Origin of the sequence: Streptomyces sp. NPDC005811 (assembly GCF_040630405.1) — a bacterium.
Classification (GTDB): Bacteria; Actinomycetota; Actinomycetes; order Streptomycetales; family Streptomycetaceae; genus Streptomyces.
Window position 1 is genome coordinate 36,310 of record NZ_JBEXXK010000041.1, and the last position, 15,318, is coordinate 51,627.

Annotated in this window: 13 protein-coding genes and 1 pseudogene; 5 read left to right on the plus strand and 9 right to left on the minus strand. The window is 71.3% G+C overall.

The annotated features are described in order from the left end of the window. Nucleotides 1-127: 127 nt before the first annotated feature. The 3 genes from ABZ490_RS35180 to ABZ490_RS35190 are packed head-to-tail and all read left to right on the plus strand — an operon-like array spanning nt 128 to nt 3,671. Nucleotides 128-652, plus strand: coding sequence for a PadR family transcriptional regulator (locus ABZ490_RS35180; RefSeq protein ID WP_358999571.1), 525 nt, complete (start codon nt 128-130; stop codon nt 650-652). After that, nucleotides 649-1,338 (plus strand): ABC transporter ATP-binding protein, encoded by a 690-nt coding sequence (locus tag ABZ490_RS35185; protein ID WP_055633842.1) that lies wholly within the window; start codon nt 649-651, stop codon nt 1,336-1,338. The genes ABZ490_RS35180 and ABZ490_RS35185 overlap by 4 nt, the downstream gene beginning before the upstream one ends. Then, nucleotides 1,335-3,671 (plus strand): FtsX-like permease family protein, encoded by a 2,337-nt coding sequence (locus ABZ490_RS35190; RefSeq protein WP_358999575.1) that lies wholly within the window; start codon nt 1,335-1,337, stop codon nt 3,669-3,671. The genes ABZ490_RS35185 and ABZ490_RS35190 overlap by 4 nt, the downstream gene beginning before the upstream one ends. Before the next feature lie 58 nt (nt 3,672-3,729). Here the strand turns inward: ABZ490_RS35190 and ABZ490_RS35195 are convergent, their stop codons facing one another. The 3 genes from ABZ490_RS35195 to ABZ490_RS35205 all read right to left on the minus strand — a co-directional run bounded on the left by ABZ490_RS35195 (nt 3,730) and on the right by ABZ490_RS35205 (nt 5,566). Next, entirely contained in the window at nt 3,730-4,158 is a 429-nt protein-coding gene (locus tag ABZ490_RS35195; RefSeq protein ID WP_067248480.1) for a hypothetical protein, read from the minus strand. Nucleotides 4,159-4,162: 4 nt separating this feature from the next. Next, the gene (locus tag ABZ490_RS35200; RefSeq protein WP_358999579.1) at nt 4,163-4,549 is read right to left on the minus strand and encodes a roadblock/LC7 domain-containing protein; all 387 of its coding nucleotides are present in this window, start codon (nt 4,547-4,549) and stop codon (nt 4,163-4,165) included. 96 nt (nt 4,550-4,645) lie between these two features. After that, entirely contained in the window at nt 4,646-5,566 is a 921-nt protein-coding gene (locus ABZ490_RS35205) for a MarR family transcriptional regulator (protein WP_358999582.1), read from the minus strand. Nucleotides 5,567-5,762: 196 nt separating this feature from the next. Between ABZ490_RS35205 and ABZ490_RS35210 the strand changes: the two genes are divergently transcribed. Beyond that, complete coding sequence (locus ABZ490_RS35210; RefSeq protein WP_358999585.1) at nt 5,763-6,296, plus strand: carboxymuconolactone decarboxylase family protein; 534 nt, start codon at nt 5,763-5,765, stop codon at nt 6,294-6,296. Nucleotides 6,297-6,768: 472 nt separating this feature from the next. Here ABZ490_RS35210 and ABZ490_RS35215 read toward each other — a convergent pair whose 3' ends face one another. The 5 genes from ABZ490_RS35215 to ABZ490_RS35235 all read right to left on the minus strand — a co-directional run bounded on the left by ABZ490_RS35215 (nt 6,769) and on the right by ABZ490_RS35235 (nt 12,506). Further along, nucleotides 6,769-8,112 (minus strand): AI-2E family transporter, encoded by a 1,344-nt coding sequence (locus ABZ490_RS35215; RefSeq protein ID WP_358999587.1) that lies wholly within the window; start codon nt 8,110-8,112, stop codon nt 6,769-6,771. A gap of 122 nt (nt 8,113-8,234) precedes the next feature. Beyond that, nucleotides 8,235-8,948 carry a transglycosylase SLT domain-containing protein gene (locus tag ABZ490_RS35220; RefSeq protein WP_358999590.1) on the minus strand — a complete coding sequence of 238 codons (714 nt, stop codon included), beginning with the start codon at nt 8,946-8,948 and terminating at the stop codon, nt 8,235-8,237. A gap of 68 nt (nt 8,949-9,016) precedes the next feature. Next, nucleotides 9,017-9,694 carry a transglycosylase SLT domain-containing protein gene (locus ABZ490_RS35225; protein ID WP_358999593.1) on the minus strand — a complete coding sequence of 226 codons (678 nt, stop codon included), beginning with the start codon at nt 9,692-9,694 and terminating at the stop codon, nt 9,017-9,019. Nucleotides 9,695-10,113: 419 nt separating this feature from the next. After that, nucleotides 10,114-11,439: a PhoH family protein gene (locus ABZ490_RS35230; protein WP_358999596.1), complete on the minus strand. Its 1,326-nt coding sequence runs from the start codon at nt 11,437-11,439 to the stop codon at nt 10,114-10,116. A gap of 293 nt (nt 11,440-11,732) precedes the next feature. After that, the gene (locus ABZ490_RS35235; RefSeq protein ID WP_358999599.1) at nt 11,733-12,506 is read right to left on the minus strand and encodes an isoprenyl transferase; all 774 of its coding nucleotides are present in this window, start codon (nt 12,504-12,506) and stop codon (nt 11,733-11,735) included. Nucleotides 12,507-13,265: 759 nt separating this feature from the next. Between ABZ490_RS35235 and ABZ490_RS35240 the strand changes: the two are divergent. Further along, nucleotides 13,266-14,452: pseudogene (locus ABZ490_RS35240) on the plus strand (winged helix DNA-binding domain-containing protein). 23 nt (nt 14,453-14,475) lie between these two features. Here ABZ490_RS35240 and ABZ490_RS35245 read toward each other — a convergent pair. Then, on the minus strand, nt 14,476-15,279 hold the full coding sequence (locus ABZ490_RS35245) for a methyltransferase domain-containing protein (protein WP_358999602.1): 804 nt from the start codon (nt 15,277-15,279) through the stop codon (nt 14,476-14,478). Nucleotides 15,280-15,318: the final 39 nt, after the last annotated feature.

The window sequence follows — 15,318 nt, forward strand, 5'->3', positions numbered from 1 at the left end:
CGAGCAGCAACCCGCGCTGTAGCAGAACGGTGACAATCGCGCCCCACCTGCACGCCCCCACCCCCCGCCACCACCTCCGCACTCCGCGTATACACACCGCGTATACACCGCGTGTACAGTCCTCCGCATGTCCATCGGTCACACCCTCCTGGGACTCCTGGAGTCCGGGCCCCGTCACGGTTACGACCTGAAGCGGGCCTTCGACGAGAAGTTCGGTCACGACCGGCCGCTGCACTACGGCCAGGTCTACTCGACGATGTCGCGTCTGCTGAAGAACGGTCTCGTCGAGGTCGACGGCATCGAGGCCGGCGGCGGCCCCGAGCGCAAGCGGTACGCGATCACCGACGCCGGCATCACCGACGTGGAGCGCTGGCTCGCCACGCCCGAGAAGCCCGAGCCGTACCTCCAGTCGACCCTCTACACGAAGGTCGTCCTCGCCCTGCTGACCGCGCGCGACGCGGCCGACATCCTCGACACCCAGCGGGCGGAGCATCTGCGCAGCATGCGCATCCTGACCGACCGCAAGCGCAAGGGCGATCTGGCGGACCAGCTGATCTGCGACCACGCCCTGTTCCATCTCGAGGCCGACCTGCGCTGGCTGGAGCTCGCCGCCGCGCGCCTCGACAAGCTGAAGGCCACGGTGACCGCATGAACGCTCCCGGGGGATCCCTGCTCGTCGCCGAGGACCTGAAGAAGGCGTACGGGCCGACCATGGCGCTGGACGGCGCCGCGTTCTCCATCCACCCCGGCGAGGTCGTCGCGGTGATGGGCCCGTCCGGGTCCGGCAAGTCGACGCTGCTGCACTGCCTCGCCGGCATCGTGACGCCCGACTCCGGTTCGATCCGGTACGACGGCCAGGAGCTCGCGACGATGAACGACGCCCGGCGCAGTCTGCTGCGGCGCACGGAGTTCGGGTTCGTGTTCCAGTTCGGCCAGCTGGTGCCGGAACTGACCTGTGTGGAGAACGTGGCCCTGCCGCTGCGGCTGAACGGCACCTCCCGCAAACAGGCCGAGCGCACCGCCCTCGGGTGGATGGAGCGGCTGGAGGTCGACGACCTCGCCAAGAAGCGGCCCGGTGAGGTGTCCGGCGGGCAGGGACAGCGGGTCGCGGTGGCGCGCTCGCTCGTCACCAGCCCGCGGCTGATCTTCGCCGACGAGCCGACCGGCGCCCTGGACTCGCTCAACGGCGAGCGGGTGATGGAGCTGCTCACCGAGGCGGCCCGGTCGGCCAACGCGGCCGTGGTGCTGGTGACGCACGAGGCACGGGTGGCCGCCTACTCCGACCGCGAGATCGTCGTACGGGACGGGAAGTCGCGGGACATGGAGCGGGTCGTATGAACGTCAAGCAGTGGTCCCGGGATCTCGGCCTCGGGGTGCGGTTCGCCTTCACGGGCGGCCGGGAGGGCTGGATCCGCGCCGCGCTGACCGCGGTCGGCGTGGGGCTCGGGGTGGCGGTGCTGCTGCTGACGACCGCGATCCCCAACGCGCTTCAGGCCCGGCACGCGCGCGAGGAGGCACGGCTGGATTACTCGTTCTCCGCGGAGGTGCCGCGCAAGGCCGACGACACCCTGCTGCTCGTCGAGACCGACACCACGTTCCGCGACAAGGACGTCCGAGGCCGGGTGGTGGAGCCGGAGGGGCCCGACGCCCCGCGGCCGCCCGGGGTGGACGCCTACCCGGCCAAGGGCGAGATGGTGGTCTCGCCGGCGCTGAAGAGACTGCTCGCCGCCAGCGGTTCGGCACTGCTGCGGGAGCGGCTGCCGTACCGGATCGTGGGGACGATCGGGGAGAGCGGGCTGATCGGCTCGCAGGAACTCGCCTACTACGCGGGCGGCTCCGGACTGGCCGCGTACCTCGACGGCAACGGGGCGACCCGGCTGACGGGCTTCGGGAACCCGAAGCCGACGCACGAGTCGACGGACCCGGTGCTGGTCCTGCTGATCCTCGTCATGATCGTGGTGCTGCTGATGCCGGTCGCCGTGTTCATCGCCGCGGCCGTGCGGTTCGGCGGCGAGCGGCGCGACCGCAGGCTCGCGGCGCTGCGGCTGATCGGTTCCGACGGCGGGATGACCCGGCGCGTCGCGGCCGGCGAGGCGATGGCCGGGGCGCTGCTCGGCCTGGTCGCCGGCACCGGGTTCTTCCTGATCGGCCGACAGGTGGCGGGCTCGGTGGAGGTGCTGGGCATGAGCGCCTGGCCGAGCTATCTCAACCCCTCGCTCCTGCTGGCGGCGGTCGTCGCGCTGGCGGTCCCGGCCGCCGCCGTCCTGGTCACGCTGTTCGCCCTGCGCGGGGTGGTCATCGAACCGCTCGGCGTGGTCCGCACCGCCCGGCCCGCCCGGCGCCGGCTGTGGTGGCGGCTGCTGCTGCCCGTGGGCGGTCTCGCGATGCTCTACCCGATGATCGGCCAGGGCCGCGACAGCGGGGCCTTCAACCAGTACCTGGTGACCGGCGGGGTGCTGCTGCTCCTGGTCGGGGTCACGGCCCTGCTGCCGTGGCTCGTGGAGACGGTCGTCGCCCGGCTCGGCTCCGGTGGAGTGGCCTGGCAACTGGCGGTACGACGGCTTCAGTTGAGCAGCGGTACGGCAGCGCGGATGGTGAACGGCATCGCGGTGGCGGTGGCCGGGGCCATCGCCCTGCAGATGCTGTTCGCCGGGGTCGACAGCGACTACACCGAGTCCACGGGACAGGATCTGCGCCGGGCACAGTTCCAGGTGAGCGTGCGGGAGGGCATCCCTCTGGCGGACACCGCCCGGAAGTTCGCCGACACCAAGGGCATCACGAAGGTCACCGCGCTGTGGGAGGGCTACTTCGGCGACTCCTCCTGGAACAGCGAGAACGGCCCGGAGATCAGCTCGGAGCTGACTGTGGGCGACTGTGACGCGCTGCGCGAGGTGGCGAAGCTGCCCTCCTGCAAGGACGGCGACATGTTCGTCCTGAACGGAGCCGAATACGACACCGACTCCGCGAAGCTGAACAAGCCCGGCACGAAGCTCTATATCCAGGGGTGGGGCGAGAACAGCCCCGAAGCCGTCTGGACCGTCCCCGCGGGAATCCGGGAGGTTCCCTCGGTCAAGGACCCCCGCAACCTGCGGCGCGGTGGCTTCGCGCTGACGACCGGCGCGCTGCCGAAGGCGCTGGAGAAGGCGGTCAGCGGTGAGGTGTACCTCTCGGTCGACGAGTCCGTGCCCGACGCGACCGAATACGTCCGCAACACCACGTTCCGCGTGGACCCGCTGGCCTCCATGATGACCTGGTCGGCCACCAAGCAGAACGAGAAGTACACCTCCATCCGCAACGGTCTGATGATCGGCTCGGCCTGTGTGCTGCTGCTGATCGGGGCGAGCCTGCTGGTGTCGCAGCTGGAGCAGCTGCGCGACCGCCGCAAGCTGCTGTCGTCGCTGGTCGCGTTCGGCACCCGGCGGCGCACCCTGGGCCTGTCGGTGCTGTGGCAGACGGCCATCCCGATCGCGCTGGGACTGCTGCTGGCCATGGCGGTGGGGCTGACGCTGGGCGCGGTCCTGCTGCGGATGACGGACACCGCGATCAGCGTGGACTGGCCGAGCGTGCTGGCGATGACCGGCTTCGGAGCGGCGGTCGTGGTGCTGGTGACCCTGCTGAGCCTGCCGCCGCTGATCCGGCTGATGCGGCCGGACGGACTGCGCACGGAGTGACCGCGCCAGATTGACCTGAGGGCCCCTCGGATCCGACGTCGAGGGGCCCTTCGGCCGTTCAGAGCTGGTACTCCCGCACCACCCTTCGCACCTGCGCGAACAGCATGCCCACGTTGACGGACTTGCGGCAGACGACCACCGCGACGACGTCCTGCTGCTCGGTCATCCTCACGAACAGGTGAGTGAGGTTGTCGCTGTTGACGAGGATCTCCTGGAAGAAGTGGTTGTCGCTCTGGATGCCGCGCCGCTCCTTGAAGACGTCCTCGATCATGACGACCGTGCGGCCCTGGAACAGGTCGAGCGTCGCGCCCGCCAGCAGGTCGAGGACCTCGGGCGGGTGGTTGTCGACCGTCTCGTAGGAGAGCAGCATGCCGGTGGACATGTCGACGACGCCGGAGGCGACGCAGTCGGGGGCATCGGTACGGAGTGACTTGACCAGGCCCATCACCTGATCGGAGAAACCGGGGGTCATACGCTTCGTCGCCATCCCTTCAGACTCCTTCAGCGGTTTTCTCGGTGAGGATCAGATCGATGCGGCGCAGCGCCGGCTGGGTCGCCCGGTGCAGGCGCTCCACATCCATCCCCTCGTCCCCGAGTACGACCATCAGCGCGGTGTCGCCGACGGCGTAGAACGCGGCGCAGCCGTGGCTGCCGTAGGTCACCGTGCGGTGCAGGGCACCGCGGGCGGTCGCCTCGGAGGTACGGCGGGCGAGGCCGAGGCCGGCCGCGGCGAGGGCGGCGAGGCCCTCCGGGTCGATCGAGTCGGCCGTGTCGGCGGCGATGAGCAGCCCGTCGGCCGCGGCGAGGGCGGTGTCGGTGATTCCGGTCACCTGCTCGCGCAGGCCGCGCATCTCCTGTGCGAGGGCTTTATGGTCCATGGGTGCAACTCCCCTGATTCTGATCGCATATGACCGTCGGATTTCTGTGGGGGTTTCGGCGTGGGGTTGTCAAAGGTGAGTCCCTCGGCGAGTTCTCTATTTCGCCGTCGGATTGCGGAGCCGGAAGAATTCCTTCCAGCCGCTGCCTGTGCCGTGGTTCTCGTCGGGTTCCGGGGCGAGGGCCTCGTTGATGCCGCTGGCGCCCGGGCTGCGGCGGGGCAGGGCGGCCGGTTCGGGAGGCGGTGCGTACGGCGGGACGGGGGCGGGCGGCGGGGGCGGGGCCGGTTCCCGGGGCCGTACGCCCTGGCCGCCGGGCGGCAGCCGCACCGGGATCGGCAGGGGCGCCTCCCCGCACGCCAGCAGCCCCTCGCCCAGCATCCGGGCCACCGCGACGGTGACGGTGTAGACCCCGCGCCCGGTGCGGAAGGCGAGGTCGCGGGCGGTGCGCCGGCCGTCGGCGTGAGTGAGCAGCTCACGCTGGATCGGGCCGAGGCTGTCGGCGGCGTAGGAGAGGGCACCGGGCACCGGACGCTCCCGCTCGGGGCGTACCGGATACGGCATCGAGAGCAGCGCCGAGAGCTTGCGGGCCGCCTCCTGGAGCAGCCGGGTGGGCGCCTCGCCGATGGTGACCGGGGCGGGCGGCGGGCCGGTCGCCGGACCGCGTTCGCAGCCGTCGACGCTGCCCGCGACGACCGCGAACGCGGCGTCCTGGAGGGCCATCGCGCAGACCACCCGGAGCTGGGCGGCGCCCGCGTAGCCGTGGGCGATCAGGCCGGCGGCGGGCCAGCGGGCGCCCCCGGACTCGCGCACCAGCGCGGCCCACTCCTCCCCGGCGATCCGCCCGGAGCGCAGCAGCAGCGCCTCCGCGCCGGGCGCGCCGGGCGACTCGATCGCGGCGATCAGTCCGCCGTGCAGGTGGAAGATGCCGCCGGGTGAACCCGCCACCCACAGCTCGCCCGTGAACCCGTCGCGCACGCACGCGGCAAGGGCGCGTGCCAGCAGCTCGTAGCCCGACATCACTCCCCTTGTCCTGTCGCACATACGCCTGACGCGTACCGCTGAGGGGGGAATGTCTATCAGCCCGGGCGTATGTCCCAGCCGGGGATTTGCTAGCTGCCCCGACCTGACGGAAGTTGTCTTGTCGGATGATTTAAATATTCTTGTTCGGCGTTCATTTGACCGAACGCGGAGGAAAGCAGGAGAAGGGGGAGCCATGTCGCTGGACGCTCTGAAGTCCGCTCTGCCGGACTATGCCGAGGACCTGCGGCGCAACCTGGACTCGGCCATCGGGGACACGGCCCTGTCGCCGCAGCAGCTCTGGGGCACGGTCCTGGCGACCGCGATCGCCGTCCGCTCCCCGATCGTGCTGCGCACGCTGGGACCGCTCGCGCGGGCGAACCTCTCGCCGCAGGCGTACACCGCCGCGCGGTCGGCGGCCGCCGAGATGGCGATGACGAACGTCTTCCACCGCGCCCGGCACCTGCTGTCCGACCCCGGGTACGGCCGCCTGCGGGCGGGGCTGCGGACGAACGTCCTCGGCGACCCCGGGGTCGCCCGGACGGACCACGAACTGTGGAAGCTCGCCGTGTCCGCGATCAACGCGTGCGGGGTGTGCCTCGACGCCCACGAACGGGCGCTGCGCGCGGCGGGAGTCGACCGCGAGACGATCCAGGAGGCCTTCAGGATCGCGGCGGTCATCCACGCGGCAGGCGTGACCCTGGAAGCGGAATCCCTACTGAACGAGTAGCCCGACCCAGGCCCGCCGGCTCCCCGTCTCCGCCGCGCACGAGCGGGCGCTGCGCGCGGCGGGGGACGAACGCGAGGCGATCCAGGAGGCCTTCAGGACCGCGGCGAGCGTCCACTCGGGGGGACACCGGAGTCTGAGGCCGTACTGGACGAGTAGCTCGACCCCCGCCCCTCGGTCTCCGACCCCAGCCCCCGGTCTCCGACCCCAGCCCCAGTCCTCGGTCTCCGACCCGGCCCCCGGCCCTCGGTCCTCTGTCTCCGGCCCCCGCCCCCGGTCTCCGACCCCGGCCCCAGTCCTCGATCTCCGACCCGGCCCCCGGCCCTCGGTCCTCTGTCTCCGGCCCCCGGTCTCCGGCCCCGGCTCCCAGCCCCCAGCCCCCAGCCCCCAGCCCCCAGCCCATGCTCAGGCCCTGGGCCCCAGGCCCCGCCGCGCGGGCGGGCCCCGTCCCATGGCCCCGGGCCCCGTTCGGGTCCTAGAGGGTCTTGTCCTCGGGTGTCGGGGCGGGTGGGGCGACCGGGGCCGCGTCCATGGCTGTCGCTCCTCGGGGTCTGGGGGACGTGCGGAGGGCCGGTTCCTGGGCGTAGGCCTTCAGGTAGCCGACCACCGTGTTCGTCACCGCCACCAGGGGTACGGCGACCACCGCGCCGCCGATGCCGGCCACCAGGCCGCCGGAGGCCACCGCCAGGACCACCGCGAGCGGGTGGACGCGGACCGCGCGGCCGAGGATGAACGGCTGGAGGATGTGGCCCTCGATCTGCTGCACGGCGAGCACCACGACGAGGGTCATCACCGCGGTGAACACGCCCTGGGTCACCAGCGCCACGACCACCGCCAGCGCGCCGGAGGCCACCGCGCCGACCAGCGGGATGAACGAGAACAGGAAGATGAACACGGCCAGCGGCACGGCCATCGGCACATCGAGAAAGTAGATGCCGAGGCCGATGAAGATGGCGTCGATGAGGGCCACCACGACCGTGCCCCGGACGTACGCCGTCAGCGTGGCCCAGGCCCGCGGGCCCGCGCCCGCCACGCCCGGGCGGGCGGCGGCCGGGACCAGCTTGAGGGTCCACTCCCAGATCCGCTTGCCGTCGTAGAGCAGGAAGAGCGTCGAGAAGAACGCCAGCAGGATGCCGGTGAGCGCCTCGACGACGACCGTGACGCCCTCCAGACCCGCCGAGGTGATGGAGTCGGTGTTGGCGCCGATCGCCTCGCGCAGGTTCTTGGCGATGCCGTTGATCTGCTTGTCGGTGACGTGGAAGGGGCTGTTGAGCAGCCAGCGGCGCAGATCCTCGATGCCGTCCTGGACCTGGTCGGAGAGGTTGTCGATGTTCTCCATGACCTGCCAGGTCACGAACCAGCCCATCAGACCGATGACGACGAAGCCGAGGATCGCGGTGAGGGCGGTCGCGGGTCCCCCGGGCACCCCCATGCGCTTGAGCCGGGCCACGGTGGGTTCGAGGAGAGCGGTCAGCAGCAGCGCGACCACGAAGGCCAGGACGACCAGTTGGACCGCGCTGATGACCTTGATCAGGACCCAGACGGTCCCGGCGAGCACCAGCAGCCGCCAGCCCGCCTCGGCGGCGACCCGGACGCCCCAGGGGACGGCCTGGGCGGGATCGGGGCGCGGGAGGGGCGTGGAGGGCTCCTCGGGGGCCGCCACGACGGTCTCGGGCACCGCCGGCTCCGGCTCCGGCACGGGCGCCGGCTCCTCGGGCAGGCTCTCGCGCTCCACCTCGGCACGCCGCTCGTCGAGCCGCTCCCCCATCTCGGTCAGACCGGCGCCGAGCCGGCCGAGCCACCCTGGCACTCGCGACATGATCCGCCCTCTTCCCCCGTCTCTCCCCACCACTCCCCCTGGAGTCGTCGGCTTGTCGACCGTACAGGGCGATGGCCCCTCACCTGAGGACGGGGAGGGGCTGCGCGGGGTTGAGTGCCGGCTCAGTACGAGCCGTTGGCCTGCCAGTAGTCCCAGGCGTCGCAGGGGCTGCCGTACCGTTCGTTCATGTAGTTCAGGCCCCATTTGATCTGGGTCGCCGGGTTGGTGCGCCAGTCGGCGCCCGCGGACGACATCTTCGATCCCGGGTAGGCCTGGACGAGACCGTAGGCGCCCGACGTGGGGTTGACGGCCTGGTAGTTCCAGGTGGACTCGTGGTTCACGATGTTGCTGAAGCACTGGAACTGGCCGGCGGGCACGATCTGACGTGCGATGGCCTGGACCTCGGCGACGGTGTACGACGCCTGCTGCGGGAAGCTCGCGGTGCTGCCGGAGGACGCGGTGGACTTGGTCTCCGCCTCGGCGCGTTCCTTGGCTTCCTTCGCTTCCTTCTCGGCCTCGGCCTTGGCGACGGCGGCCTTCTGCTTGGCCACGGCGTCCTTGGCCGCCTGCTTACGGGCGGATTCCTCCGCCGTCTTCTTGGCGGTGGTGTCCGCGGCGATGGCCTGGGTGGTGGCCTGCTGGTGCAGCGAGGCCGTCTGTACCTCGGCCTGCTGGCCTATCGGTAAATCGGCGAGCAGCGTCGTGCCGCTCGCCGTGGCCTGCGCGTCGTCACTGGGCTGTGCGGTGTTGGCCTGGGCCACGCCCATGACGGCACCGACAGTGGTGACCGCGGTGGCCGAGGCCACCGCGAATCCCCGGGCCGAGTTCCGGCTCACACGAATTCCTTCGTTCGAGGTGAAAGTCGAGCTGCAAGGAGGTAGGTGCGGCCGGAGCCGCTGGAGACTCAGTACCAGTGGTTGGCCTGCCAGAACGACCAGGCCTCACAGGGGCTGCCGTACCGGCTGTTCATGTAGTTCAGGCCCCACTTGATCTGCGTGGCCGGGTTGGTCTGCCAGTCGGCGCCCGCGGACGCGTACTTGCCGGCGGGCAGCGCCTGGAAGAGGCCGTACGCGCCGGAGGAGGCGTTGACGGCGTGGTAGTTCCAGCTGGACTCGTGGTCCACGATGTTGCTGAAGCACTGGAACTGGCCGCTCGGCACCATCTGCGCGGCCATGGCCTGGATCTGCGCGACCGTGTAGGAGCTCTGCACCGGGAAGTCGGACGCGCTGCGGCTGGCCTTGGCCTTCGCCTCCGCGCGCTCCTTGGCCGCCTTCTCGGCGGCCTCCTTCTTCGCGACGGCGGTCTCGGCGGCAGCCTTGCGGGCCGCGGCCTCCGCTTCCTTCTTCGCACCCTCGTCGGCGGCGATGGCCTGGTAGTTGGCCTGCTGCGCCACGGTGGCGGTCTGCACCTGGGCCTGCTGGCCGGCAGGGATGTCAGCGAGGAGTGTCGCGTCGCTCGCGGTCGCCTCAGCGTCGTTGTTCGGTGCTGCGATGCTGCCCGAGGCAACGCCGACAACGCTTCCGACGGCGGTGACCGCCGTGGCCGAGGCCACTGCGAATCCCCGGACCGAGATCCGGCTCACACGGTTTCCTTCCAGCAGCGCCCGCTTCGGTGACCCTGGCGGACGCGATCGTGCCCCTGGCGCTGGCCTCCCCTCGATGGGTCACGGGAGACACGGGCCCGGTGGGCAACTCCCGCGAAGGGAGCGCCGCGTGGTGCTCGGGCGGCATACGGCGACGTTATGGAGTTGGAGGTGGTGCGCGTGTGTTCCCGTACTCCTGGGGGTACACGTGTGCCGTATGCGGGGCCTGACAGGATCGAGACTCTGCCGTAACCAGCTGCCGCAAGGCAATTCCGGGTTACGTGTGAAAGCTCACACCCTCGGGATCCCCGGATATTTCGCCGAACCCCCACACACGCCGGTGCCGCCCGGCTAGGCTCACGACCTTTGCCGGACGGCACCAACTGACGCTCAAAGCTTATGAACTTGTGCGGTCAGGGTCAGATATGCCCGTCCTCCAGCATTTCGGTCACAAGCGCCGCGATCTGGGACCTCTCGGACCGGTTCAGCGTCACGTGCGCGAAGAGCGGGTGGCCCTTCAGTTTCTCCACGACGGCGACGACACCGTCGTAGCGCCCGACCCGCAGATTGTCCCGCTGGGCCACGTCATGGGTGAGAACCACCCGCGAATTGGCGCCGATCCGGGACAGAACGGTCAGCAGCACGTTGCGTTCGAGGGACTGGGCCTCGTCGACGATGACGAACGCGTCGTGCAGGGAGCGGCCCCGGATGTGGGTCAGGGGCAGGACCTCCAGCATGCCGCGCGCGGTGACCTCCTCGATGACCTCGCGGGACGTGACGGCCGACAGGGTGTCGAACACCGCCTGCGCCCAGGGGCTCATCTTCTCCGACTCGGAGCCGGGCAGATACCCGAGCTCCTGCCCGCCCACCGCGTACAGCGGCCGGAAGACCATCACCTTCTGGTGCTGACGGCGCTCCAGCACCGCCTCCAGGCCCGCGCACAGCGCCAGCGCCGACTTGCCGGTGCCGGCCCGGCCGCCCAGGGACAGGATGCCGACGTCCGGGTCGAGCAGCAGGTCCAGCGCGATGCGCTGTTCGGCGCTGCGGCCCTTGATGCCGAACGCCTCCCGGTCGCCGCGCACCAGCCGGATGTTGCCCTCCGGGGTGACCCGGCCCAGCGCCTTGCCGCGTTCCGACTGGATGGTCAGACCGGTGTGCACGGGCAGGTCGGCGACCTCCGGGACGTACACGTGTCCTTCCTCGAAGAGGATGTCCACCTGTTCGCCGGACAGGCCCAGTTCGGACATTCCGGTCCAGCCGGAGGAGTCCGTGATGGCGAGCTCGGCGCGGTACTCCTCCGCCAGGAGACCGACCGACGAGGCCTTGATCCTGAGCGGCAGGTCCTTCGACACGACGGTGACGTCGAACCCCTCGGCCTGCAGATTGCGGGCGACCGCGAGGATGCGTGAGTCGTTGTCCCCCAGCCGGTAGCCGCTGGGCAGCACGCTGGGGTCCGAGTGGTTGAGCTCGACACGGATGGTGCCGCCGAGTTCCCCGATCGGGATGGGGGCGTCGAGGCGACCGTACTTCACCCGGTAGTCGTCGAGCAGGCGCAACGCCTGCCGGGCGAAGTAGCCGAGTTCGGGATGGTGCCGCTTGGCCTCCAGTTCCGTGACCACGACGATGGGGAGCACGACCTCGTGCTCCTCGAAGCGGGTCATGGCGTTCGGGTCGGCCAGCAGGACGCTGGTGTCGAGAACATAGGTGCGCCGGTCAGGCATACGGCGCTTTGTGCTGGTCACCACGGAAGGACGTACCCCCTCGGATGAGGTCGGGGAGCGACGGAGTGGAGCTGGACCGGTCGACGGCCCCGATGCACGGGCCGGGGACCGGCCCCCCGCTGCTTCTTCCGTGCCGTGACCGCACGGTCGGGCTGGTGCAAAGGGCCTCCCGGGCGGACGGCCCCGTGCCGCCCGCTGAGGATCCGACACCCGTGGTTCGGGCGTCGACCTGCTTGGCTTATGCCCTCGAAAATGCGCCGCCATGCCACGGCATATGACGGCGCACCGGTGAACTCCTTGTTACTTCCGTCCCGCGGTCAGCCGCCGTAACGGCGATGACGTGCCGCGTAGTCGCGCAGGGCACGCAGGAAGTCGACCTTGCGGAAGGCCGGCCAGAAGACCTCGCAGAAGTAGTACTCCGCGTGGGCCGTCTGCCACAGCATGAATCCGGACAGCCGCTGTTCGCCGCTGGTGCGGATCACCAGGTCGGGGTCGGGCTGGGCGCCGGTGTAGAGGTGGCGGCCGATCAGGTCGACGCTGACGGACTCCGCGAGGTCCTCCATCGGGACGCCGCGGTCGGCCGCGTCGGTGATCATCGAGCGCACGGCGTCGGCGATCTCCTGGCGACCGCCGTAACCGATGGCGACGTTGACCAGTATGCCGTCGACGTGGGCCGTGGCCTGCTCGGCCTCCTTCAGCGCGGTCTGCACATGGGAGGGGAGGATGTCGGGCGTGCCGACGTGGTGGACGCGCCAGCGGCCGTCGGCGGCGAGGGTGCGGACCACGTCCTCGATGATGCCGAGGAGGGGAACGAGTTCCTCCGCGGGCCGGTCGAGGTTGTCCGTCGACAGCAGCCAGAGGGTGACGACCTCGACGTCCGTCTCGGTGCACCAGCCGAGGAACTCCTCGATCTTCTCGGCGCCGGCACGGTGCCCGTGCTCGGTGGTGGACCCCGAGGCCTTCGCCCAGCGGCGGTTGCCGTCCATGATGACGCCGATGTGCTTGGGCACCTGAGCGTGGTCCAGGTGACCTTCCACCCGGCGTGCGTACAGCCTGACCAGAAGGCCGCGCAGCTTGTCGCGCAGGTTCACGTGATGTCAGCCCCTCCGTGCGAGTGCGGTCCCCGCGGGCCAACAGGGTACCGGTGCGGGGGGGTGCGGTTGATGGTCGGGTGCGGGCGGGTGGGGGGTGCTCGCGCAGTTCCCCGCGCCCCTTTCAGGGAGGGCCGATCGCCCGCGCCGGCGAGGCGCCGCTCTCTGGTGCAAAAAACGGGCCGGTCCGTGGGGGGGAGACGGACCGGCCCGAGGGGGGGTTTCCACCATAACCCTTCGTAAGTGATGCTGCGTGCATCGGCGCGGCAGAATTACTCTCCGGAGTCGGACGGCGACACCCAGATGGCCTTCCGGGGCATGATTCATAGGGCTCACATGGCCGGAACACGGCGGAATCCCAGGGGAATGACGGCGTTTACCGAGGGAAGCTCAGGTTTTGGCGGGACTTGGGTGCCGGTCGGGCAGTTGTCCGGCCGTCCCCCCGACGGGCTACCCCGGCCGCTCACGCCGGCTTGACGCGAACGGCGCCGCACAGTCCCCTCCACCGCGCGATGCCGCCCGCGCAGCTTTGCTCACGCGAATTACCTGCGCTTGAACTTACGTGAGGCCCACAGCGAATGCGAACCGCTCGCGATAACGATGTGGAAACCTCATGGAGAATGTGCGGCGGTCTGCGCCGGAGTGAACCGGAATGCCCTTTTCTGCTTGTCCGGCGGCTCCGGGCGGGCCGACACGACCGGGGTACGCCGGGCCCATGGCGGACAGTTCCCGGCCTCTTTGCCTTCTAGCGTCGGCGCCATGACCCCGAGGATCAGTTGGCAAGAGGCATCCGCACGGCGGCTGGAACGGCAGTTCCTGGCCAATCCGCTCGCGGCCGGCACCGGAGGCCCCGCGGAGATCGTCGCGGCCATGCTCGGCGCGCACGCACAGGTTCCCTCCGCCGCGGAGCTGTCGGTCGGCATCCGCGCCGAGGGGACGACACGGGCCGGCGTACGGGCCGCGCTGGCCGGGGACCGGTCGCTGGTGCGGACCCACGGCCCGCGCGGGACGGTCCATCTGCTGCCCGCCCGTGAACTCCCCCTGTGGACCGCCGCCCTGACCGCCCTCCCGTCCGGCCGCAGCCCCTTCCCGCCGGACGTACGCCTCACCGGGGAACAGGCCGAGCAGGTGGTGGCGGCGGTCGGGGAGGCCCTCGACGGGGTGTGCCTGACGCTGGACGAGCTGGACGCGGAGGTCGTCGCCCGCACCGGTCCCTGGGCCGGGGACCGGGTGATGCCCGCCTTCCAGGACCTGTGGCCGCGCTGGCGCCAGGTCCTCCTCCCCCATAGCCTCAAAGGCATGGGGGGACCCCCACGGCCGGCCAGTCCGGCGCGCTGTGCTTCGGGCCGAACCGGGGCCGCAAGGTGACGTACACCCGCCCGCCCCGCTTCGATCCGCTGCCGCCCCGGGAGGCACTGCGCCTGCTGCTCCTGCGCTATCTGACCGCCTACGGACCGGCGACCCCGCAGGACTTCGCCCAGTGGCTGGCGGCGCCGCCCGGCTGGGCGGTCGCGCTGTTCGAGGAGGCGCTCGGGGAGGCGGCGGTGGAGGAGGTGCGGTGCGCGGGCCGGCGGGCCTGGGTGGTGGCCGGGGACACCCGCTTCCCCGAGGAGCCGGTGCGCGGGGTGCGGCTGCTGCCGTACTTCGACGCGTACGTCGTCGCCGCCCAGCCCCGTGAGCTGCTGTTCCCGGGGGCCGCCCACGGGCGGGCGCTGGCGGGCGGGCAGGCCGGGAACTTCCCGGTGCTGCTGGTGGACGGGGTGGTGGCGGGCGTGTGGCACCAGCGGCGCCGGGGCCGTCGTACGACCGTCACGGTCGAACCGCTCGACCGCCTGACGGCCCGCCAGACCCAGGAGCTGGGCGAACGGGCCGACCGGGTCGGGGAGGTGCTGGAGGCGACGGCGGAGCTGGTGATCGGGGAGGTGACGACGGGGGCGCACGCGTAGGGGGGGGCGTCCGTCGGCGCGGCTCAGGCGGACGGTCTGCGGGCCTCGACGAGGTGGCGGGTGCTGTGGGCGACGAAGGGGCCGTGCGCGGTGATCTGTCCGTGCAGGGCCCGCAGCCGGGGCTCGTGGGCCTCGACGGTGAAGTCCGGCACCATCCAGATCACCTTGCGCAGGAAGTGGACGACGGCGGCGATGTCGTGGAACTCGATCCGAAGGCGTTCCGCGCGCAGGTCGACGATCTCCAGGCCCGCCGCCTCGGCCTCGGCGCGCTCGCGGTCGGGGTGCCGGTCGTGGCTCGCCGCCCCGGGCTGCGGGCCGAGGAAGTACTCGACCAGCTCATGGACGCTGCGCGGCCCCACGTGCTGGGCGAAGTAGGTCCCGCCGGGCCGCAGCACCCGGGCGATCTCGCGCCACGGGGGCCGTACCGGATGCCTGCTGCTCACCAGGTCGAAGGCGGCGTCGGCGAAGGGCAGCGGGGCCGTCTCCGGGACGGCGACGACGGCGATGCCGCGCGGCCGCAGGAGGGCGGTGGCCTTGGCGGCGTTCGCCGGCCAGCCCTCGGTCGCGACGGTGAGGACGGGCGCGGGGGCGGCGGCTCGCGCGAGCGCGAAGTCCAGGACCTCCCCGCCGCCGGTCTGGATGTCGAGCACGGCACCGGCCCCGGCCAGCCGTCCGGCGAGCGACACCGCGTACCCCCAGGAGGGCCGTTCCTCGGTCGCCCGCCCCTCGAACCAGGAGAAGTCCCACCCTTCGGTGGGGACGGCGGCGCCCTCGGCGAGAAGGTCCTCGAAGGCCGGGCCCGGGTGGGGGTGATCGTCGTCGCTCATGGAGCGATCGTGGCAGCCGGGCCCCCACCCCCGCCGCCG